This is a genomic window from Brevibacillus composti (genome assembly GCF_016406105.1).
Lineage (GTDB): Bacteria > Bacillota > Bacilli > Brevibacillales > Brevibacillaceae > Brevibacillus > Brevibacillus composti.
Window position 1 is genome coordinate 713117 of sequence record NZ_CP066308.1, and the last position, 22331, is coordinate 735447.

At 56.4% G+C, this 22331-nt stretch carries 19 protein-coding genes and 2 pseudogenes; 14 read left to right on the forward strand and 7 right to left on the reverse strand.

Annotation, left to right across the window (positions count from 1 at the left end):
• Positions 1–62 precede the first annotated feature (62 nt).
• The 4 genes from JD108_RS03730 (at position 63) to JD108_RS03745 (ending at position 6210) form a co-directional block, all read left to right on the forward strand.
• Positions 63–3137: an efflux RND transporter permease subunit gene (locus JD108_RS03730; RefSeq protein ID WP_198828600.1), complete on the forward strand. Its 3075-nt coding sequence runs from the start codon at positions 63–65 to the stop codon at positions 3135–3137.
• The gene (locus JD108_RS03735) at positions 3127–4368 is read left to right on the forward strand and encodes an efflux RND transporter periplasmic adaptor subunit (protein ID WP_198828601.1); all 1242 of its coding nucleotides are present in this window, start codon (positions 3127–3129) and stop codon (positions 4366–4368) included. The genes JD108_RS03730 and JD108_RS03735 overlap by 11 nt, the downstream gene beginning before the upstream one ends.
• A gap of 49 nt (positions 4369–4417) precedes the next feature.
• Complete coding sequence (locus JD108_RS03740) at positions 4418–5446, forward strand: hypothetical protein (protein WP_198828602.1); 1029 nt, start codon at positions 4418–4420, stop codon at positions 5444–5446.
• A gap of 521 nt (positions 5447–5967) precedes the next feature.
• On the forward strand, positions 5968–6210 hold the full coding sequence (locus JD108_RS03745; protein ID WP_267459344.1) for an EAL domain-containing protein: 243 nt from the start codon (positions 5968–5970) through the stop codon (positions 6208–6210).
• On the opposite strand, the pseudogene JD108_RS03750 reads toward JD108_RS03745, so the two are convergent.
• Positions 6144–6347 (reverse strand): annotated as a pseudogene (locus tag JD108_RS03750) (oxidoreductase); the annotation flags it as partial. The gene JD108_RS03745 and the pseudogene JD108_RS03750 sit on opposite strands and share 67 nt — an antisense overlap.
• Before the next feature lie 171 nt (positions 6348–6518).
• Here JD108_RS03750 and JD108_RS03755 point away from each other — a divergent pair.
• The gene (locus JD108_RS03755) at positions 6519–6959 is read left to right on the forward strand and encodes an Lrp/AsnC family transcriptional regulator (protein ID WP_198828603.1); all 441 of its coding nucleotides are present in this window, start codon (positions 6519–6521) and stop codon (positions 6957–6959) included.
• Positions 6960–7013: 54 nt separating this feature from the next.
• Here the strand turns inward: JD108_RS03755 and JD108_RS22915 are convergent.
• A pseudogene (locus tag JD108_RS22915) lies at positions 7014–7695 on the reverse strand (hypothetical protein); the annotation flags it as partial.
• A 107-nt stretch (positions 7696–7802) separates the two neighbouring features.
• Between JD108_RS22915 and JD108_RS03765 the strand changes: the two are divergent.
• Complete coding sequence (locus tag JD108_RS03765) at positions 7803–8159, forward strand: VOC family protein (protein ID WP_198828604.1); 357 nt, start codon at positions 7803–7805, stop codon at positions 8157–8159.
• Positions 8160–8287: 128 nt separating this feature from the next.
• On the opposite strand, the gene JD108_RS03770 is transcribed toward JD108_RS03765, so the two are convergent.
• From JD108_RS03770 to garR, 3 genes are read right to left on the reverse strand one after another with little or no spacing between them, the layout of a single operon-like run.
• Positions 8288–9733, reverse strand: coding sequence for a four-carbon acid sugar kinase family protein (locus JD108_RS03770; protein ID WP_228728294.1), 1446 nt, complete (start codon positions 9731–9733; stop codon positions 8288–8290).
• Positions 9734–9754: 21 nt separating this feature from the next.
• Entirely contained in the window at positions 9755–11107 is a 1353-nt protein-coding gene (locus JD108_RS03775) for a GntP family permease (RefSeq protein ID WP_198828605.1), read from the reverse strand.
• 39 nt (positions 11108–11146) lie between these two features.
• Entirely contained in the window at positions 11147–12037 is an 891-nt protein-coding gene (gene garR, locus JD108_RS03780) for a 2-hydroxy-3-oxopropionate reductase (protein WP_198828606.1), read from the reverse strand.
• Positions 12038–12240: 203 nt separating this feature from the next.
• Between garR and JD108_RS03785 the strand changes: the two genes are divergently transcribed.
• Positions 12241–12858 carry a GntR family transcriptional regulator gene (locus JD108_RS03785; protein WP_198828607.1) on the forward strand — a complete coding sequence of 206 codons (618 nt, stop codon included), beginning with the start codon at positions 12241–12243 and terminating at the stop codon, positions 12856–12858.
• A gap of 94 nt (positions 12859–12952) precedes the next feature.
• Here the strand turns inward: JD108_RS03785 and JD108_RS03790 are convergent, their stop codons facing one another.
• Positions 12953–13522: a CGNR zinc finger domain-containing protein gene (locus JD108_RS03790; protein WP_198828608.1), complete on the reverse strand. Its 570-nt coding sequence runs from the start codon at positions 13520–13522 to the stop codon at positions 12953–12955.
• 180 nt (positions 13523–13702) lie between these two features.
• Here JD108_RS03790 and JD108_RS03795 point away from each other — a divergent pair, with 180 nt between their 5' ends.
• The 6 genes from JD108_RS03795 to JD108_RS03820 all read left to right on the forward strand — a co-directional run bounded on the left by JD108_RS03795 (position 13703) and on the right by JD108_RS03820 (position 20345).
• Positions 13703–15046 carry an MFS transporter gene (locus JD108_RS03795; RefSeq protein WP_198828609.1) on the forward strand — a complete coding sequence of 448 codons (1344 nt, stop codon included), beginning with the start codon at positions 13703–13705 and terminating at the stop codon, positions 15044–15046.
• Positions 15046–16293 (forward strand): winged helix-turn-helix domain-containing protein, encoded by a 1248-nt coding sequence (locus JD108_RS03800; RefSeq protein WP_228728295.1) that lies wholly within the window; start codon positions 15046–15048, stop codon positions 16291–16293. Before JD108_RS03795 ends, JD108_RS03800 begins: the two co-directional genes overlap by 1 nt.
• Before the next feature lie 187 nt (positions 16294–16480).
• Positions 16481–17506: a Delta(5) desaturase DesA gene (locus JD108_RS03805; protein WP_198828610.1), complete on the forward strand. Its 1026-nt coding sequence runs from the start codon at positions 16481–16483 to the stop codon at positions 17504–17506.
• 83 nt (positions 17507–17589) lie between these two features.
• Complete coding sequence (locus tag JD108_RS03810; protein ID WP_198828611.1) at positions 17590–18729, forward strand: sensor histidine kinase; 1140 nt, start codon at positions 17590–17592, stop codon at positions 18727–18729.
• Positions 18726–19325, forward strand: a complete 600-nt coding sequence (locus JD108_RS03815) for a response regulator transcription factor (RefSeq protein WP_198828612.1) — start codon at positions 18726–18728, stop codon at positions 19323–19325. Before JD108_RS03810 ends, JD108_RS03815 begins: the two co-directional genes overlap by 4 nt.
• 144 nt (positions 19326–19469) lie before the next feature.
• Complete coding sequence (locus JD108_RS03820) at positions 19470–20345, forward strand: radical SAM/SPASM domain-containing protein (RefSeq protein WP_198828613.1); 876 nt, start codon at positions 19470–19472, stop codon at positions 20343–20345.
• 88 nt (positions 20346–20433) lie between these two features.
• Here JD108_RS03820 and JD108_RS03825 read toward each other — a convergent pair whose 3' ends face one another.
• Positions 20434–20712 carry a sigma 54-interacting transcriptional regulator gene (locus JD108_RS03825; protein WP_198828614.1) on the reverse strand — a complete coding sequence of 93 codons (279 nt, stop codon included), beginning with the start codon at positions 20710–20712 and terminating at the stop codon, positions 20434–20436.
• A gap of 386 nt (positions 20713–21098) precedes the next feature.
• Between JD108_RS03825 and JD108_RS03830 the strand changes: the two genes are divergently transcribed.
• Complete coding sequence (locus JD108_RS03830) at positions 21099–22085, forward strand: diaminopimelate dehydrogenase (RefSeq protein WP_198828615.1); 987 nt, start codon at positions 21099–21101, stop codon at positions 22083–22085.
• The last annotated feature ends 246 nt before the right edge of the window (positions 22086–22331 follow it).

Genomic DNA, 22331 nt, shown 5'->3' on the forward strand with positions numbered 1-22331 from the left:
CCTGCAGGCAAGGCAAGGCGCGTAAATCCGGTACGTAAGGAACCAAAGGAGGCATTGTTCTGGTGAAGTGGTTGACAAAACAGTCCTTGCAAAACCCGGCGATGGTCGTCATCATCTCCCTGCTGGTCGCCTTGGGCGGTATGTTTTCCTTTTCGCAAATCAACATCGAAAGCGAGCCCCAGGCGAAGCTGGGCATGCTGACCATCTCGACGACATACCCCACTGCGTCTTCCCAAGATGTGCTGGAGGATGTAACCAAGCCATTGGAAAAAGCCGTGGACAGGGTAAGCGGAGTGAAATCATACATCTCCCGCTCCCAGGAGAATCATTCTCTCTTGACCGTCTCGATCGAGGCGGAGGCGAATCCGGATCGGGTGCGGGATGAGGTGGAGAAAAGCGTCGCCGCCGCCAGGCTGCCCGCTTCGGCAGGTCGTCCCGAGGTAACGCTCCGCCAAATCGGTACGGAGCCGATGTACTTCCTCGCGATCAGCAACGAAAAGCAGGTCCGGTCCTCTGAAGCCTTCTACCGTTTGGTCAAAGACAAGCTGATCCGCGATCTGGAGATGATCGAAGGCGTCGATGCTGTAGAGATGATCGGGGCGGAGAAGCAAGTGATCCGGATCAGGCCGGATCGGCAAACCCTGCAATACTACGGACTCTCTCCTGCAGATCTGAAGCAGGCAATCGAGGCGCAGCATGTGTCGGCCTCGGTGGGAAGCGTCACATCGGAGGGAAAGGAAGCGATCGCGCGCGTCAACAACGCCTACTCTGATTTCGAGCAGTTGAGACAGACCCGGCTGCTTTTGCCCGCAGGAGGAGAGGGCTTGGGGGCATCTCTGCGGCTGGACGATGTGGCCGAGATCAAGCGGGAAGGGGAGCGCACTTCTGTCAGCCGATTGAATGGGAAGCCAGCCGTAGCCGTCCACATCACCAAGACTGCGGACGGCAATATCGTGGAGGTCAGCAACCAGATACGAGAAAAGCTGGAGCATTATCGAAAAGAATACCCCGACCTGACATTTGAAATCGTCTCCGACCGGTCTGACTTCGTGAAAACGTCCATCGGAGGGATGGCCAAAGAGGGTGCCATGGGCATCCTCATGGCAGCGGCCGTCATCTTTCTCTTCCTCCGCCATGTGAAATCGACGCTGATCGTGCTGGTGTCCATTCCGCTCTGCATCCTCGTGAGCGTGATGTTTCTGCAATGGAACGGGATCAGCATCAATTTGATGAGCCTGTTCGGGATGACTGTGGCCATCGGCCGCGTCGTGGATGACAGCATCGTCGTCGTCGAAAATATCTACCGGCGATTTCAGACCGAGCCCCGCAGCAACAGGACAATCATCCAGGCGGTTTCGGAGGTGGCGGGGGCGATTACCTCCTCTACCCTTGCGACCGTGGCGGTATTTTTGCCGATTGCGTTTGTCAGCGGCATCCTGGGCGATTTCTTCAAGCCGTTCGCGGCTGCTGTCGCCTGGGCTCTCCTGGCGTCGCTGCTGGTGGCCGTAACCGTGGTGCCGCTGCTCGCAGGTCTCACCATGGGCCGGGACACGGATCAAAGACACCGCGAAAGCCGTTTGGGCCTGCTGTATCCGAAGCTGCTGGGCTGGGCGCTGGTGCACAAAGGCAAGACGATGGCGATCGCCTTGATGCTCTTTGCGGGAAGCCTGGGCCTTGCTTTTCAGCTGCCGTCAGGCTTTCTCCCGGAGCTGAATACCAACCTCCTCTTTATCAAGCTGAATCTGCCGGCGGGAACGGCGCTGGATCGTACCAGCGAATACGCAAGGCTCCTGGAAGAGGCGATTTTGCGGGAGCCGGAGGTCTTGTACGTCCAGAGCAAAATAGGCTCAGCCGATGACGCGGCCAAAGCGACCCATACGACAGAAATAACCGTCAAGCTGACCGCAGGCACAGACGAGGACGCCGTCCTGGAGCGGCTGCGTCAAAGCATCGAGCCGCTGGCACCGGCGGATGCCCAAATTGCCTACAGCAAGCCCGCCGCCGGAGGACAGGGAGGCTACCAGGCGGTGCTGTACGGTACCGATTTTGCCACTTTGAAAGAGGCAGCGATCTCGGTCAAGCAAAAGCTGAAGGAAAACCCGCTGCTCGCCAATGTGAAAGACAATGTCTCCGACAGGCGGGAACAACTCACCATCCAGGTGGATCGGGAGCGGGCCTTGCAGTGGGGATTGACGCCGGATCAGGTGTCGAAGCAAGTGGCTGTCGCCATGGGCACTTCCCGCTTGAAGAGCATGTATCTGGACGGCGAGGAGTACGACCTTCTCTTTGGCACCGATCATGCGGCGGACCTGCAGCAGTTGGCAGAGCTCTGGATCAAATCCCCGCAGGGCCATCAGGTGCCGCTCACCGAGCTGGCCGCGCTGAAAATGGAAGAGGTGCAAAGCGCCCTGCTCCGCAAAGACGGCGAACCGTACGTCCAGATCACGGCAGATATTCTCGGAGCGGATAAAGGCGGAATCTCGAAAAAGCAAACGGAGGCACTGCAGCAAATGGAGCTTCCCGCAGGCGTGAACATCAGCTCGGAGGGTATCCAGCAAGATATGCAAAAGGGCTTCATCGAAATGTTTGCCGCGATGGGTGCGGCCGTCTTGCTGGTTCTCCTCGTGATGGTAGCCAGTTTTGGAAACATCTGGTCGCCGCTGGCTGTCCTGCTCTCTTTGCCGCTGGCGTCGATCGGCGGAATGCTGGGCCTGTGGCTGATCGGGGGTGTGCTGGATATGACTGTGCTGATTGGATTTCTAATGCTGATCGGCATCGTCGTGACCAATGCCATCGTGCTGATGGATCGGGTCCAGCAGCTGATGAAGGCAGGCATGCGTGTGCGTGAAGCCCTGATCGAAGCGGGGAGAGTGCGCCTGCGTCCGATCATGATGACAGCCGTCGCGACGATAGCCGCGATGCTTCCGCTGGCGTTAGGGTTCTCCGAGGGGAGCCTGCTCTCCAAAGGGCTGTCCACCGTAGTGATTGGCGGACTTCTCTCGTCTACGCTGCTGACGCTCGTCATCGTCCCCGTCGGCTATGAAAGCCTGCACCGCTTGGCAAGCCGCGATCGTTGCCGAAAGGCTGGCAAAACGGTTCATGAGGCAATCGGAGGAGGTATACGTGATGAAGCATAGACGGATCTTAGCAGGCAGTGTTCAGGCATGGCTTGTCTTGAGCCTCGCACTTGCCGGATGCAGCGCGCAGGATGAGCCCCCGATAGAGAAAAAGCCGGCTCCGGTGGCGCATCCGGTCGTCGTTCAAGAGGCAAAAGTGGAGCCCTTTTCCGGCCGGCAGACCTTTATCGGTACGGTCACAGCGGAGGCTTCGGGCAGCGTGGTTCCGCAAGTGACGGGGACGATCAGTTCGCTGCTTGTGAAAAAGGGGGACGCCGTCAAAAAAGGACAGGTGATCGGAGAGATCGATCCGACACAGAAGCTGTTGGAGCTAAAAGAGGCGGAGACGAGGCTGGCCGAGGCGAGGGCCCGGCTGACCCAGGCAGAGGCAGTCCGAACGGCCGACGAGAGCCGCGCACCCGATGCCCTCAGCCGGCAAGCGCTGGAAAACGCTCGGGAGACTTATGAGCGCGTGAAAAAATTGGTGGAGGCAGGCGCTCTCCCGGCTTCCCAGCTGGATGCGGCAGAAGCGGAGTGGATACGGGCACAGAGCAATTATCGCGCCGCCACCGTGTCAGAAGCCAAGGATCAGGCGGCAATTGCGGTCTCGTCCGCACAGCTGGAGGGGGCCACGATCACCTGGGAGAAAGCAAAAAAAGCGCTTCGTGACACCAAAATCAAGGCGCCCCTCGACGGGATCGTCAATCATCTCCCGGTGGCGGTTGGAGATCCGGCTTCTCCGCAGGCCGCGATTGCCGAGATCATTTCCCTGGATCACGTCGTGGTGACCATCCAGGCAGGGGAGGACCACCTGCCGGCGTTATCCAAAGGAAAGAGCGTCCAGGTGTCGATTCCCGCATTGGGACTGGTTACAGAAGCGCAGATTTCTTTTGCCGGACTGGCCGCTTCTCCTGAGACGAAGCTCTATCCGGTAGAAATTCGCCTCGCCAACCCCGATCATGCGATTCGCCCGGGGATGAGGGCCGATGTCACGGTGGCAGGGCAGAGCCCAGAGGAAGGAATCGTGCTGCCGGTCGAGTCCGTCATGGAGGAGGACGGACGCCGCTTCGTCTTCGTGGTGACTGAAGGCAGGGCGATCAAACGGGAAGTGGAAACGAGAGAGAGCCGTGCGACTTCTGTCTTGATTGGCGAAGGGATTGAAGCCGGGGAGCTAGTGGTCGTTCGGGGACAGTCCGAGCTGAAAGACGGGGACCTCGTGGAGATGACCCGGTCCTTTTCGCGAATATACTGAAAAATTGATAGAAAAATGGTATATTCAAGAAAAGAAAGGGAGACGAAAAATGACCATTGCTTTTCAAAAGACCGAAGAATGGTTTGCGTTCCACGACAGTCAGGGAAACGCCATCGAGCGAAAAACAGAGATTCGCTTCGATCCGCTGACCGGGGAGTCATCCCGGCTGGTGTATGATGCCGGTTTGGCCATTGCGCCTCCTGACCTGCGAGAGGCCGCCGAGATGACCAGCGGCGCCAAATGCCCCTTTTGTCCGGAAAATCTGTTGAAGATTACTCCCGTTTTCCCCAGCGAGATTGCCGAACAGGGCAGGATTTTTCAAGGGGATGCCGTCGTTTTCCCCAACTTGTTTCCCTACAGCAAGCATAATGGCGTGGCGATTTTTTCCGCGCAGCACTACGTCACGCTGGAAGAATTCACGGCGGCGATGATCAAAGACGCCTTTTTGGCCGCCCAGCGGTACATCGCGAGCGTCGCGGCCGCCGATCCTCAGGCGCGCTACGCTTCGATCAACTGGAACTACCTGCCCCATTCCGGCGGAAGCATCCTCCATCCGCATATCCACGTCGTCGTGTCGGAACAGCCGACAAATGACCAAGCGCTGATCCAGGAGAAGGCTGCGGCATATCGACAACAGTACGGGACGGAGTATTTCACCGACCTGTACGAAACGGAGAAGAAGCTGGGGGACAGGTGGATCGGGGAGTGCGGTGATGTCGGCTGGATGCATGCCTATGCGCCAAAAGGCCACAATGATTTTCAGGCCATTTTTTCACGGGCGCATTCCCTCGAAGAGCTGAGGGAGCAGGATTGGCTCAGCTTCGGGGAAGGCTTGACCCGGATTTTTGCCGTCCTGACGGAACAGGGCTTTGCCAGCTTTAACGCGGCGGTGAATATACCGATCCGGCCGGAAGCCAGGCAGCCTGTGCATGCCCGCCTGATCCCGCGATTTACGCTCGGGATGCTGCATACCAGCGACATTAACTTCTTTCAGGCATTGCATCGGGAGCCGCTGTCCTATAAAGTACCGGAGGACATCGCGGCCAAGGCGCGCATCCACTTCGGAGCAGCCGAATAAGCGAAGCACATAGGAATGGATAGAAAGCGGAGCGGGGGTGTCAGTTCACCAACCCGCTCTTTGTTTAAACAAAATCGTATGGAAAAGATTTGAACGCAAAAGTAGAATTGTAAGAGGTGCGCATCTTTGCAAGCGATGCGTGAATGGAAAGAGCGATCCGTCCCGCTAAAGCGGCTGGAATGGAGAGGTGGAGAAAATTGAAAGCTATCGTTGTAGATGATGAGTGGCTTGCGCTGGCTAAAGCCTGCAACGAGTCCGACTTGCTCCGTCAGCCGTAGCTCGTAATGGCCTGGACTCAACCGGCGAAATGCTTTGCTGTTTGCAAAATCTGCATTATATCGACAAAGAGGGAAGGGCACAGACATCTCCGTGGAAGACTTCGAAGGCAGCGGAGCTATTTGCCTATCTCCTGTTTCACCGGGAAAAAACGGCGAGCAAGCATACGCTGACCGACCTGCTCTGGCCTGACAGAGAGCGCCGTCATTCAGGATATCGAATTAACTGCGAGAAACCTGGAGGAGATTAGGGCGATGGGAATCCAAATTTCCATCGATGATTTTGGCACCGGTTATTCTTCCCTGCACTATTTGAAGCATTTCCCCATTGACCACATAAAAATTGACAAATCATTTGTCCAAAGCGGTCAAGCCGAAGATGTGGCAATAGTTAAGGGCATCATTTTAAGACACAGGTTGCCGCGCGGATCGATGATGATCCCCTCGGAAATGATCAGGCCGACGCCATCTGCCGCCCGCTTTCGGTAGTATTCGACCACATCGGGACCGACCACTCCTGTATGCGCATCGGCAAAGCAGCGTGTCATCGGAGCCATCACGATCCGGTTTCGCAGATGCCACGCGCCCACTTGAATCGGTTGCAAAAGGGTTTCCTTTACGGTTTTCATCGCTTTCTCTCCTATCTCGCTCTGTTTGGTCTGCCAGCCTCGATGCATCTCTATGGTAAGGGATGGAAGTTAAGTTTTACATACAAGAATAAAGGCGGTATGCTGAATTAAGTTAGAAAAAAAAGTTATTTCCCTTTCAATTCTTTGAAAATAATAGGAGGGGCAAGAGTGGACTCGGTCGATAAGGAAATCCTGCTGATTTTACAGGAGCAGGCCCGCATCTCCATGACAGAATTGGGAAAAATGGTCGGCTTGTCTCAGCCGGCCGTCACGGAGAGGGTGCGCAGGCTGGAGGAGAGAGGTGTCATCAGGGAGTATCGCGCGGTTGTTTCCCCGGAAAAGGCAAATAAACAGGTGAGCGCCTATCTGCTGTTTCATACCAAGCGCTGTGAAAAGTTTATTGAGTTTTGCCGGGAATACCCTGATGTGATCGAATTGCACAGGATCAGCGGACAGTATAACTACCTCCTGAAAGTCGTGACGGATTCGATGCAGACGCTGGAGTCGTTTATCAATGAGAGCGGGGTGCATGGGGATTCTACGACATTGATCGTCATGTCATCTCCCATCGAAGCAAGGAAAATTTCCCCGAGCATCGCGGAGGCATAAGCAAAAAGGGCAGGAGCATCCACGCTCCTGCCCTTCTCATTGGCCATCCGATCGTTAGCTGGTCTCCGGTGCGCCTTTTCGCCGCAGCTCCATTTTTTCCGTCTTTCGTTCCGGTTTTTTGCCGGAGCGGAGCGGGATCTCCTTGAGGAACAGCGTGATCACCACAGCGACGGCGGCGATGATCGCACCGGTCAGGAAGGTGGTGGTGATGGCGTAGCTCATCGCTTCCCTGACCAGATCGAGAACCTTGAGAAACAAAGCCTGTGATTCCGGCGGCAAGCTCCGCAGCGTGGCTTCGATCTTCGGCTGGTCCAGCAGATTCTGCGGATTTTGGAACAGTGCCAGCTTTTCGGCCAGGGCCGGATCAGCCGGCCTAGATCACCAACTGGTAGATGGGAGTGGCGGGATCCATGAAGTACATGAGCGACATGCCCAGCGTCATCACGATCAGCCCCATGATCGCCATCTTTTTGTACTTGCCGGTCTTGGTCATGACCTGCCCTGCAATAGCGGAGGTAAGCAGCAGCGCGATAGACATCGGCATGGCGACATAGCCAGCCAGAGTCGGAGAGATGCCCTTGACCCCCTGGACGAAGAAAGGAACGTAAATGATCGCGCCCATCATCCCGGCGTTGAGGAAAAAGCCGGCCAAGTTGGAGACGGTAAAGATGCTGTTTGAAAACAGTCCGAGCGGCAGCACCGGGCTTTTCACCCTGGTTTGCGTCCAGATAAAGATTCGACGTATACCTCTTCGAATGGGGGCATGCTTCCCTGGCCTGACATGGCTACACCTCTTTGGTTGGTCGATGTATAGATCCGATACAAGCTAAATGATTTAGCCTCATGTTCGCAGGCCAGGCAGAAGAGGCGATGAATTTTTATCTCTCGGTCTTTGACCAGTCCGAGATCAAGCAGATTACCTATCAGGAGAATGGGAGCGTGCTGCATGCCACTTTTGCCTTAAAAGGGCAGTCGTTTATGTGCATCGACAATCTGACCGGGCATCCTCATGCGTATACACCCGCCTTGTCTCTCTTTGTCCAATGCGACAGCGAGGAGGAAATCGACACGGTTTTCGATAAGCTGTCGCAGGGAGGGAAGATGCTGATGCCGCTCGAACCTTCGCCCTTCAGTGAAAAATTCGGCTGGGTGGAAGATCGGTACGGGGTCTCCTGGCAGGTGAATTTGGCCAAGCAATAAGTAAAAAGCGCAGACAGGGATGTTCCTCCTCGTCTGCGCTTTTGCTGTTCTTTATCTGCCATTTTATGCCTGCTGGGCCGTTGCGCTCCGGCTCCGTGCCCTGATATTGGACGGGTCTGCATGCAGGATCATCGCTGTCCGCATCCTTCCAAAATCTCCACGGTCTCGCGCAAGGTCATCGTCGTCCCCACATTGCCAGGGAAGATGACGTAGGCGATTCCCGGGAACTTGCTTTCGGCTCCTGTCTTCCAGACGGGGACACCCGGCTTGATCTGCCCGGCCACCGTCGCGCGGCGCACGCGAAGGCCTTTGGTGCCGATATCGCTGGAGGTGATTCCGCCTTTGGCGATGATATAGCGGGGGCGCACCGTCAACCGCTGCACGATGCTGGTGACGGCATCCGAGATGTTGACGGAGAGCTGCAGCTCCTCCTCTTGTTTGTCTGGGCCGAGATCCAGTCTTTCCCGCCGCGTGTATACCGCCACGGTCTCGCCGGATGCGATCAGCTCCTCGCAGCGAGCAACGACCCGATCCACTTCGGCCTGGAACCGCGCCGGCTCCAGCACCAGATGGCTGTCCAGCTGGATGAAGCGGATCGCCGGATTGTTTTGCAATTCTGCGAGCTGCTCCGTCGTCTTTTTTACATGTGAACCGACGAGGATCAGGCCGCCGGTGCCGGTCTCTTCCGCGATCAGCTCTTCCCGGGTGAGGCAGGGCTTGTCGCTGATGCCGCCGATGACTTTGGTGAAAGCGGCCGCGGTGCGGAAGAGAAACTGTTTCCCGGCCTTTAGTGCGCGGAGCAGGGCGATGGCGAAGATTTTGACGTCGACGTAATCGACAGCGTTGACGACGACTTTTCGGAAGTCGGTCACGCGCTGGAGCTGGCCCGCGATCAGGTCGATTTTCAGCGCCCGGATGCTCTCCAGCGTAATGTAGGTGGTATCCGCCGCCGTATAGGCGCCGCCCGACTTTTCCTCGACCCATTCGCCCAGATGGGAGCTGCGGTAGCCAAACGTCCGATCCCGGGCAAACTCCGTCTCGCCGGCAGGGACCAGTTCCGTCCCGTACTGCACGTAATGAATGTTGTCCACCGTGTAGCGGCCGCCTTCCTGAAAGAAGGGAAGCAGCACTTCGCCATCAAAGACGATCTCTGTCTGAGCCTCGATCGTCTCGCGCAGCGTCTGGGTTTCCAGCGGATAATGCCCGCGCAGCGTGGAATCTCCGCGACTGATGAGCATAAAAGGCTGGTTGCGCTTATCCGCGACCTCGGCGATCTGGCGGGCGATCTGGCGGTGAACCGCTTCTGTCTCGCTGGCGATCATGCCTCTGGAGTTGGTCAGGATGAAAAAGAGCGGATGTTCCTCAGCGAATCCCTGTTCAATGCTCTCCGGGGACCAGTCGGTGTAGACCGATACACCGTGAACCGTTTGTACGCCGGTGGGATCATCGTCGAGCACGATGATTTTTCGACCCAATTGCCGGAGTTCTTGCGCGAGCAGGTCATCTACTGCACTCCGGTCTACCTGAGGCAAGCTGTCGAATACGTCGCGGGCTGCTCGTTTTTTGGTGTTCACGTAAACCATCATCCTTTTTGCTTATATTCCTGGCAAAATCCCTGCAAATATGCTGAGTACATAGACCATGCCGAGCGCCGTCAGACCGGCGATAAATCCACCCACAGTCCATACGCGGAGCGTCTGCGGGATGGTCAGATTCCCGAATTTGCTGACGACCCAGAAACCGGAGTCATTCGGCAGGGACAAGCCGATGCCGCCTGCGCAGATCGCCAGGCCGAGGAGCAGGGGAGATACGCCCAGCTCGCCGGCGAGCGGACCGAGAATGCTAGAGGTGGTGACTAGCGCTACCGTAGCGGAGCCGAGAGAGGCCCGCAGGATTTGCGAGAAGATGAAAGCCAGCATGAGGACCGGGATGCTCCAGCTCTGCATGGTCTGGATCAGGTAGTCGCCGATGCCGCTCTTGTTGATCACCGCACCGAATGCGCCGCCCGCACCGGTCACCAGGATGATAATCCCGGCGGAGTTGATCGCTTCGTTGAAAAGCTCGGCTTTCGGCGTCGAAATGTACGGCGACAGCACGACGATAGCGACAATGGTACTGATCAAGAGGGCGATATTCTTTTCACCGATAAAGCCGAACATCGTGGAGATCACGGTATCGGGGAACAACAGCTTCGACACCGTATTGGCCAGAATCAGCACGATCGGCAAAGCCAGCATGGCCAGCGACAGGCCGGCGCCGATTTGCTTGCGGGGCGCTGCTTGCGCCGGGGTGTCAGCGGCAGTAGGATCGTCGCTGTGGACGCTCGTGTCCAGCCGTTTGCCGACGAACAAGCCGTAGAGATAGCCGCCGACCAGCGTGGCCGGGATCGAACAGATAATGCCGTAGAGAATAAACAGTCCCAGGTCGGAGCCGGTATTTTCCGCGACCACCAGCGGCCCCGGCGTCGGTGCGATCATATTGTGAGAGACGATCAGTCCGATGCTGAGAGCGGTTACAAACGTGAGAAAGGAAAAGCCGGTCCGCGTCGCCAGGCTTCTGACCAGTCCGCTCAGAATGACGAAGGCCGCGTCGAAGAAAACGGGAATGGAGACGGCGGTTCCGGTCAGGGCCAGTCCGGCAGGCGAGCGCTTCATGCCGAATACCTTCATGATGGACTCGGCGATCTTCTCAACTGCGCCGGACGCGGCGAGGAACTGCCCGAAAATCACGCCCAGACCGATCAGAATCCCGACACCGGCCAGGGTATTTCCAAACCCTGCGGTGACGATGCCAGGTACGTCCTTGATCGGCATCCCGATGGCGAGTGCCGTGACAAAGGCGACCCCGATGAGCGAGAGAAACGGCTCCATCTTCAATTTGAGAATAAGGAAAAACAAAGCAGCCAACGATAACAGAAAAATGACAATTAACATCGTCCCCGTAACCATGGAGACCCCCCTCAACTTTTTTTCTCGGAATGGCGGTTTCTATTTGCGTTTTTCGACGATCACGCCAGCTTGTTTTTCATAATATTGGACGATTCCGGCATGGTCGTCTGCCTGTTTGCCTTCGGCTTGCAGCGCGTGGAAGATATCCAGCACCTGGCGCGTCAGCGGGATCGGCGCTGCGATGGCTTCTGCCGCTTCTTTGACGTTGGTCAAATCCTTCAGATTGATGTCAATGCGTCCGCCGGCCTGGAAGTTGCGCTCCAGGATGAGCGGTACTTTGGCATCGAGAACCGCACTTCCGGCGAGGCCGCTGCGGATGGCCTGATACATTTTCTCGATATCGATTCCGGCTTTGGCGGCCAGGACGAGCGCCTCCGACATGGCGGCAATGTTCACATTGACGATGATCTGATTGGCCAGTTTCGTCATCGTGCCGCAGCCGTTCTCGCCTACCCAGGTCACCTCTTTGCCCATGCAAGCCAGCACCGGCTCTGCCCGCTTGAATGTTTCCGGATCTCCGCCTGCCATGATCGCCAGCGTGCCGTCGACCGCTTTTGGCTCGCCGCCGCTGACGGGGGCGTCCAGCATCTCCACACCTTTTTCCCTGAGGGCCAGCGCCAGCTCTTTGCTGACCACGGGGGAGATCGAGCTCATGTCGACCACGATCGTGCCAGCCTTGGCACCGTGAATGATCCCGTTTTCTCCGAGAATGACATTCTTGACGATCTCATTATTGGGCAGCATGGTGATGATGAGAGCGCTTGCAATCGCGACTTCACGGGGAGAAAATGCGCCGACCGCGCCGTCCATGGTCAACTCTTCTACCGCCTGTTCATTGATGTCATAGACCGTGACGTCATATCCCTTTTTCAAGAGATTCTTCGCCATCGGCTTGCCCATGATGCCAAGTCCGATAAAGCCGACTTTCATCGTATATCCTCCTCGTCTGTGGTGATTGTATAAATCTGTACCGTAATTGTACACACAAAAATAAATTTTGTATACATTATTTCAATTTTGTATACAAAACAACTTGTATCATTTAAACTTCCCATGGGTGTCCGTACACCGTATACTTTCAGATAGGACCCCGCATTTTGCAGGATGACTGGCAGGAAAAGGAAGGGTAACGAATGAACAAACAACCGTTTCAATTAGCGTACCTGACGGCGTATGAATATATTCGGGACAAGATTTTAAGCGGAGAGCTTCCACGGGGGACCAAATTGGTCGAGGAGAGATTGGCGGAGGAGATCGGAATCAGCCGGACGCCTGTCCGCGAATCGATCCGCAAGCTGGAGCAGGAGGGCCTGATCAAACAGAAAAGAGTCGTGAATCCATCGAGCGTGGACCTGCAAAACATCTTTCAGGTGCGCATCCTGCTCGAAGGCTTCTCGGCCCGTTGTGCGGCGACCTATATGAGTGAAGAGACCCTGGGACGGCTCCACGACTGCATCACCATCGCCAGAAGCGGCACCATCGAGGAGACGATGAAGGCCAATAAGGAATTCCACGACATCATCGTGCAATCGAGCAACAATCCCCAAATGATCGATATTATCGACCGCATGTCGTCCATTATCTACCTGTTTCGCAAAACCGTCGTCTATCACAAGCGTCCTTTTCTCATCGATGAGCATCAGGAGATTTACGATGCAATCAGCGCGCATGACGGGGATAGAGCGGAGCGCCTGATGCAAGAGCATCTGCAGGCAGACCTGGATTTTTGTCTGCATCTGCTGAAGGCATGAGAGATGATATACCCGGTATTTGGACCAGATAGCTGAAAAGCAGAAACAGCCCAGAATGAATTTGAAGGAATTAGGTTGAGTCCCTGAGTTTACTCTACTCAGGGATTTCTTCTTTCCCCGCCTTCTGCCGCTGCCGAAACGTCCTCTTTTTCGCCCGGTTTCCACAGGCCTGCATCGAGCACCATTTGCCGCTTCCCGGGCGAGAACGGTCAATAAAGACCCAGAGGCAGTCCGATGCGGCGCACATTTTCAGGCGGTCCCAGTAACCGGCCTGCTGGACCTGAAGCACCAGGAGGAGCAGCTTCCCGATGGCTTGTCTCGCATCGGTCCCGGCAGCATGAAGAGACCCCTGTACAGCCGGATCAAAATAAATGCCGATCGGGCAGCGGGAGGCCACCTCATTGAGAGAAGCGGCCGCCTCCGCCTGCCAGTCAGCACGCGGATCGATCGCCATGCGGAGCCCTCTGCGCAGCTCCCGCGCCAGATGCAGCTCCTCGTCGCCAACCTGCGCGGCTTCGGCGAGCAGCTCATGCTGGTGCAGCCATTGCTGCAATTGTTCCCGCGTCAGTAGATGATCGAGGCCGGGATCGTTTTCATAGCGCATTCGCTGGTCGCGGGTATTGCAAAAGTCAGCCAGGACTTCCAAAGCATCGTAAGGATTCATAACGCGAACACTCCTTGACTGTTAACAGTCGGAACCACTATAATTCATTTAATGGTTACCAAACAATATCTTCCAGACAGGTCTTCCTTCTGTTGCTTTCATTCTACCATCTGTGCGTAAGCGGGGGGAAACCATCGACGATGCTGTGGCCCTATCTAGGAAGCCGGGAGGTACATGGATATGTCTAGTGGAAAACAGGGGCGGCCGCCCCTGCGCCTTTTGCTCACGCACCGAAAGTATTTGCAATGGTCAGCGGCGGTTCAGCTGATGCGGATGCCGTCGATTATGACCTCATTTTCATTCGTGCTGGTCGGGGGGAACAAGGTCGGCGGATTGATGATTACCGCTTACATCCTCTGTTCCACGTTTTTCGCCATCCCGGGCGGGCGGCTGATCGACCGGATGGGGATAAAAAAGGGAGCCCCGCTCTTTTTGCTGCTGGCGGCTGCGGTATTGTCCGGGATCGCGATTGCCGCTGCGATAGAGGGCGAAGGCGCACACGGGCTGTTTATCCCCCTTGCCGGGTTGACCGGAGCGCTCCTGGGCGGGATACCCGGGGGCATGCGTTCCCTGCTCAGCAGGACGGTTCCGCCGCAGCTGCTTCCTTCGGCGATCGCTTTCGACGCGACTGTCATCGAGCTGGTGGTCGTAAGTGCGCCGCTGATCGCTGCGGCAGCCGCCATGTTTTGGGTGCCGGGTGCGGTACTCGCGATGAGCGCAGCCGCCGCAATTGCTTCGTTCCTGACCTGGAGGCTGGCCGCTCTGGGGGAGCCGGAGGGCAGGATATCCGCCGCTGGAAGCCTAGATTCGCAGTCATCCGCCGATGGGAAGCCGCAGTCTCCATGGTCCGATCAGTCAGGGGACCAGGCAGACGAACAAGGCTCTGGCCCGCATGCCAAAAAGAAGCCCGCCTCTACCGGAGCGTTTTGGTGGCTCCAGCGCCGTTTTGTCTTTTGGATCCTGCTCAGCATCGCTTTTGGCCACGCGCTGGGCACGGCCGAAGTGGGAGCGCTGCCGATCGTGCAGCAATCCGGAGGCAGCAGCGGTGCCGCGGCCGCGCTGATTGCCGTACTGGCTGTCAGCAGCGCTGCGAGCGGCCTGGCCTACGCATTCTTTTCCCATCACATTCGCCTTTCGGAAAAGCTGCAAGCCTGCCTCCTCCTTTTCTGTACCGCACTGGGCTGTTTCCTGTTCGCCCTCTCCACCCATTGGGTGACGCTCGCCCTCTCGATGATCGTGATCGGGGTATGCACGGCGCCGCTGATGACGGTCCGTTCCCTCGCGGCGGAAAAGGAAATGCCGGACGAGCGAAAGGCAGAAGGTTTCAGTATCATGAATGTAAGCCACACCATTGGGTTTGCACTCGGAGGCTTTTTCTTATCCATCTTGCCTTTGCCCTGGATGGTTGCGGCAGGCGGGCTCAGCGGACTGTTGGTATTGCTGTCTGCACTGTTCCTCTTGCCCCGTCCAAGCGGAAGGCAGGAACCATCCCGATCAGAGGCGAGCTATTCGGAGGTGCCGTGATGAAAACAGTGAAGACATTAAAAACAACCAAACGGGCGCTGCGGCGGTTTTTGCTGGAGACCCAACTGCTGCTGGATGGGCACCCGGATGACCCGGCCCCGCAGCTTCGCGACCAGGTACGGCGCGTGATCCGGCAGCTGGAATGCGTGCAGATTGATCCGGTAAATGCCGTCCGTCCCAACCAGCATCTGGTGCTGGCGGCGCGGATTCCCGGATACGAGCCGCAGGTGCTGGGCGAGCTGCTTACCGAAGGGGATTTCTTCGAGTACCTGGCCAATGCCGCCTGCGTCATCCCCATCGAGGACTACCCGATCTTTGAGCCGACGCGGCAGCGTATGCGCGAGCGGGTCCAGCCGCATCTCGACCAGCTCCGTCCAATTGCGGACAGCGTGCTGGAAAAGCTGCGTCAGGAAGGGCCGCTGCCGTCCAGAGCATTTGAATCGGATCTCAGGGTCCACGGGTACTGGGACAATGTCAGCGCCAAAACAAAAGCGACCTCGCACGCCCTGAATCTGCTCCTGGATGCGGCGGAGATCACGATCGTCGGTCGCGAGGGGAACCAGCGCCTGTTCGATCTCACCAGCCGCGTCGTGCCGACAGATTTGTTGCAGCGGGGCAAAGAGATTCGGACGGAAGAGGCGCTGGACGCGCTCTTGGACAAGTACCTTCGGGCGTACCGCGTGTTTGAGCCGAGCGATCCGCGCTTTGGCTGGCAGCGGATGAGCGCGGGCGAGCGGCGGGCGGCTCTGGAGCGGCGCATTGCTTCGGGAGCAGTGATGCCGGTGGAAGTGGAGGGACTCCCCAAGCCTTATTACATCCTCGCGGCGGATCGCGAGCGGCTGCAGATGCAGAGCGACCATGTGCTGGCGTGGACCGAAGAGCGGGAGAGCGATGTTGAGGGGGAGGGAGCGATTCGGTTCCTGCCGCCTCTGGATAATCTGCTGTGGAGCCGCAAGCGGTTGGAAGACCTGTTTTCCTTCGAGTACCGCTGGGAAATCTACACGCCGGCCGTCAAACGTCAGTACGGTTATTACGCCATGCCGATATTGGCCGGAGACCGCCTGATCGGCCGCATGGACCCGCGCCTCGATAAAAAGAACCGTCATCTGACGGTACAGCTGCTGCAAATTGACCGGCAGGTGAAATTCACGAGAACGCTGAAGAAAAAGGTGCATGAAGCGCTGCAGGCATTCGCCGCTGCCCATGGCGCGGAGGCGGTTGCCATTGAACAAACCCGGCTGAAATAGGGAGCACTCTCTTGCCAATAAGTATCACATCTGGAAAAATATCCGCCAAAGCATGACAATTGTCATATCCTCTTCTTGACGTTTATGACTACAGCTCGCCGTCCACAATTTCTATAATGGAGAGAGTCAGTGAAGGTCTAACGTTCTTGAACGTCCCCCACGCGTCAACACGAGGAGGAAACAATTGATGCATGATACCCGGATTTCCCAATTGAAAAAGATCATCGCTCCTTTCGAAAAAACCAACACCATGTCGAGCATTTGGCAGTTGATCAACACCCTGGTTCCCTTGATTATCCTCTGGTATGCGGCCTATCAGACACTGTCGGTCTCGTATTGGCTCACCTTTCCGCTCCTGATTGTTGCGGCTGGATTTGTCATCCGCACGTTTATCATCTTTCACGACTGCTGCCACCAGTCTTTCTTCAAAAGCCGGCTGGCGAATGACATCCTGGGCACCATCACCGGCGTGCTGACCGTCGTTCCGTATGAACAATGGAAGCTCAGCCACTCCATCCACCACGCGACCAGCAGCAACCTCGACAAGCGGGGAGTGGGCGACATCTGGATCCTGACCGTAGACGAGTACTTGTCGGCCCCTCTTTGGAAACGCTTCGCGTACCGGGTCTACCGAAATCCTTTCGTCATGTTCGGGATCGGTCCGATCTTTGTGTTTTTGATTCAGTACCGCTTTAACCGCAAAGGCGCGAGAAGAAAAGAGCGACTGAATACGTACCTGACGAATGTATTGATCGTTCTTTTGTATGCCGCCCTGATCTGGGCGATCGGCTGGCAGGCGTTTCTCTTGATTCAAGGTCCGATCTTTTTCATCTCCGGCTTCTTGGGCATTTGGCTGTTCTATGTGCAGCATCAGTTCGAGGATACCTATTATGAGAATGAAGACCAGTGGAGCTACGTAAAGGCGGCTGTGGAAGGCAGCTCCTACTACAAGCTGCCGAAGCCGCTGCAGTGGGTGACGGGCAATATCGGCTTTCACCACGTCCACCACTTGAGTCCCAAAGTGCCGAACTACTATTTGGAGCAGGCGCATAACTCCACTCCGCCTCTGCAGAAGGCCACGACGATCACGCTGGCGACCAGTCTCAAGTCGCTCCGGTTCCGCCTCTGGGATGAACAGGGCAAACGGTTCATCAGCTTTAAGGAACTGAACGCGTTTTACCGCAAAGCGAAGTCCGCGACTGAAAGCATATAAAGCCATCTGGAAGGAAATAAACCTGCCATCAGCCCGGCAATTCCGCTACACTAGAGAGAAGCGGCAAAAAAGGTGGGTGGTCCATGCAGAAGTGGTATCAAATCCTTCATAAAAATACAGGCCTGAGTCCGTACGTATGGGTCGTTTTCTATATTCTTCCGTTTTACTTTATCTTCCGGTCCTCCTCCATGTATGAGGTCGTGATCGGAATCGTCATGATTCTGGGCTTTTTCATCTGCTACGTGTTTTCGCTGTTGTCCAAAGGCAGGATGATCTACTTTTGGACCAGTTTGCAGATCGTGATCTCCATCCTCATGACCCTCTTGTTCGGCTATGTCTACTTCGCACTTTTTCTAGCCTTTTTTATCGGCAATATCCAGAACAAGATCGGCTTTTTTACCTTGTACACGATCCATCTGATCAGCACGGTCGTCACGGTCAACCTGGGCTTTATTCTCAAAAATTCGGAGATGATTACCCAGCTGCCTTTTGTGCTGGTCAGCATGATCGCTGTCATCCTGCTGCCCGTTACGACGTACAACCGCAACAAGCGGGAGAAGCTGGAGGGACAGCTGGAGGACGCCAACAAGCGCATCTCGGAGCTGGTCAAGCTGGAAGAGCGTCAGCGCATCGCGCGCGATTTGCATGATACGCTCGGACAGAAGCTTTCCCTGATCGGCCTGAAGAGCGATTTGGCGAACAAACTGTGGAACAAAGACCCGGTCCGGGCACAGATCGAAATCAGCGAGATCCGGCAGACGGCGCGAATCGCCCTGAAGGAAGTCAGGGAGATGGTGACCCAGATGCGGGGGACGCGGCTGGAGGATGAAATCTACCGCATCCGGCAGATCTTGAAAGCGGCGGAGATTGAATTCACGCTCGAAGGCGACCCCAATCTGACCAATACCGCACTGATGACGGAGAATGTCCTCAGCATGTGCCTGAAGGAAGCCGTGACCAACATCGTCAAGCACAGCAATGCCACCTGTTGCGCCATCGCGATTGAGCCGGGCCGGACCGATCTGATCGTCCAGGTCAAGGACAACGGGATCGGCATCGGAGGGGAATCGCTGTCGGCCAAAGGAAACGGGTTGCGCGGGATGAGAGAGCGGCTGGAATTCGTCAATGGAAGCATGGAAATCCTCTCTTCGGAGAGCGGAACAACCGTGATGTTGCGGGTGCCAAATGTCTTCAAGCAAATGGAAAAGGAGGCGGGGGTATGATTCGCATTGTGATTGCCGAGGATCAGCGCATGCTGCTGGGCGCACTTGCTTCCCTGCTCGACCTGGAAGAAGATATGGAGGTCGTCGGGCGGGCCAGCAATGGCGAGGATGCCGTCAAGCTCGTACACCTGCACAAGCCGGATATTTGCATCATGGATATCGAGATGCCGGTGAAGAGCGGACTCGAAGCCGCAGAGGAATTGAGGGGCTGCGGCTGCAAGGTGATGATTCTGACCACCTTTGCCCGTCCCGGCTATTTTGAGCGGGCGCTGAAAGCGGGAGCCCACGGCTACCTCTTGAAAGACAGCCCGAGCGAAGAGCTGGCCAGCTCCATCCGCAGCATCATGGCGGGGCGGCGCATCTACGCATCAGAACTGGTGGATGAGGCGTACGGGCAGGAAAATCCGCTGACCGAGCGGGAAAAAGAAGTGCTGCTGCTCATCGCCGACGGAAAAAACACCAAAGAAATTGCCAGCCAGCTCTTTCTGACCACCGGAACCGTCCGCAACTACATCTCCACGATTCTCGACAAGCTGGGCGTCAGCAACCGGATCGAAGCGATCATGCGGTTCAAAGAACAGGGATGGTTCAAATAGCGCAGACAGAGCGGAAAACTCGGGCGGGAAATCGCTTGAGTTTTTTTTCTTTCTTATAGATAATGTGGGTGCATGATATTACGGGTGAACGGAGCCGCGGAGAAAGCCGGTTCCCCCCCGTATGCCGGAAATGGAGAGCAAGCCTTGAAAACCTTTAAGAAAGTCTATATCGAGATTACCAGTGTGTGCAATCTGGCCTGCAGCTTTTGCCCCCAAACGGGCCGACAGGCCAATTTCCTCAAAACCGATGTGTTTGCGGCCACGCTCGATCAGATCAAACCGCATACGAAGTATATCTACCTGCATGTCAAAGGGGAGCCGCTGCTTCATCCCCGGATAGACGAGCTCCTGGACATCGCCCACGAGAAGGGCTTTAAGGTCAATATCACGACAAATGGCACGCTGATTCAGAAAAACAGACACAAGCTCCTGGGGAAACCGGCGCTTCGCCAGATGAACTTTTCCCTGCACAGCTTTGACGGCCACGAAGGTTCGGTGGACAGAGAAGGCTATCTCCGCAACATCCTGTCGTTCGTACAGGAGGCGGCGGAGCAGGGCGTCATCATCTCCTACCGCTTGTGGAATTTGCAGAAAGAGGACCTTAGCAGCGGGGAGAAGAGGAGGAACCGGGAGACGCTGGAACTCCTCGAAAAAGCGTACAGCCTCGACTACCGGATCGAAGAAAAAGTCGTTCCCGGGGGCGGGGTCAAGATTGCCGAGCGGATCTACTTGAACCAGGATCATGAATTTCGCTGGCCCAGCCTGGACGCGCCGGAGGACGACGGAAAAGGCTTTTGCCACGGGCTGCGCACCCAGGCCGCGATTCTGGTGGATGGGACGGTGGTGCCTTGCTGCCTGGACGGGGAGGGCGTCATCAATCTCGGCAATATTCACCGGACCTCCTTTTCGGAAATTGTCGAAGGGGAGCGGGCCAACAACATCTACGAAGGCTTTTCCCGCCGGGAAGCGGTCGAGGAGCTATGCCGCAAATGCGGCTACCGCCAGCGCTTCGGGACGTAGACGAAAGGGCGGGATGCCGGCCGCCCAGCGAGTGGTATCGCAGACTTTGCCGCGGCAGACCGAGGTTTTTGGCCGCCCGCGTAATGTTTTAGCCGGCTTCCTCCAGAACGAGGCGGAACTTGTTTTTGGCGATCAGCATCTGGGGATCCTCATTGGATGCGCTGATGACCACGCAGCGGACAGGCGTTGCGCTCGTCGAGCCGAGCCGTCTGACCACGCGCTCTTCGAGGACGCGGATCAATTTGGACTGCAGCGAGATGGGCATGGAGTTGATCTCGTCCAAAAACAGCGTTCCGTCCTGGGCGTACTCGAACAATCCGGTCTGATCGGCGGCTCCGGTAAAGGCTTCTTTTGCCGAGCCAAACAAGGCGCTCTCCGTCGCCGACCGCGGCTACGTGCTGGAGCACGGCGAGATCAGGCTTCACGACTCCGCGCAAAATCTGCGCGAGCAGGACAATGTAAAAAAAGCGTATCTGGGCCGATAGTCGAGCGCTTCGCACAAGCGCCGTCTCCCCGAATCATCTGCAGCTTGGAAAAGCACGGGCTTGCCGTCCGTGCTCTTCTTGACGTACCGGACTTGCGCAGCCCTGCCCAGCGGAGCAGGCAGTAGTCTGGGAGAGGGTGGCAAAAAAGGAAAAGCACGATGCAAAAAACGATTCCCTCGTTTATGATAGGATGGAGTGTCTATTATTACATAAGCGAAAAAAGAGGACCGCGCGTCCTCGGGACCATGGCAGTAATGGAGGAGAAACCATGAACAGAAAAATCAGAGTGGGAATTGTCGGGTACGGAAACCTGGGGAAGGGGACCGTTGCGGCGATCGGGCAATGTCCGGACATGGAGCTGGTCGCCATTTTTACCCGCCGGGAGCCGGAGAGCATCGCCGTTCAGAATCCGAGCGTAAAGGTCTTACATATTTCCGAGGCGGAGGCGTATACCGGGGAGATTGATGTCATGATCCTGTGCGGCGGTTCCGCGACCGATCTTCCGGAGCAGGGGCCTGCTTTTGCCCGTCTTTTCAACACGGTGGACAGCTACGATACGCACGCCAAGATTCCTGAATATTTCCAAGTGGTAGACAATGCGGCCAAAGAAGGCGGGAAAACCAGCATCATCTCCGTGGGCTGGGACCCGGGCTTGTTCTCGATCAATCGCCTGATGGCCGAAGCGATCCTGCCCAACGGGGAGAATTACACGTTTTGGGGGAAAGGACTGAGCCAGGGGCATTCGGATGCGGTGCGCCGGGTGAAGGGAGTAAAAGGCGGCGTCCAGTACACGGTGCCGATGGAAGAAGCCATCAAGCGGGTGAGAAGCGGCGAAAATCCCCAGCTGACCACAGCGGAAAAGCATCAGCGGATCTGCTATGTCGTCGCGGAAGAGGGGTATGACCGCTCTAAGATCGAGCAGGACATCGTGACCATGCCGAACTATTTCGCAGACTATGACACGGTTGTCCACTTCATCACCGAAGAAGAGCTGAAAGCCAATCATTCCAAACTGCCCCACGGCGGTTTCGTCATCCGCGGCGGCAAGACGGGGGAGGCGCATCATCAGGTGATCGAGTTTTCGCTCAAGCTGGACAGCAATCCCGAATTTACCGCCAGCGTGCTGGTCGCCTATGCTCGCGCTGCGTATCGCTTGCACCTGGAGGGGCAGACGGGAGCGAAAACGGTCTTTGAGGTGGCGCCTGTCTACTTGTCGCCTAAGTCTGCGGAAGAGCTGAGAAAAGAACTGCTGTAATGCCTAGCACCCGAAATAGTGGTTGCAAAAAAAGGGGCTGTCCAGAAAGTCAGCATAAACTGACTTCTGGGCGCCCCGTTTTTGTTGAATGTAAAAAATAAGCACAAAAAAACCGTCTTTTCTTGTAAAATGGAAGTTACCACACTACCAATTCAAGAAAGGACGATTTTCTTGCGTAATCGGACGACTACTAATCATGATTATACCATGCAACTGGCTCTTCCTCTACAGGATGTGGAAGAAAAA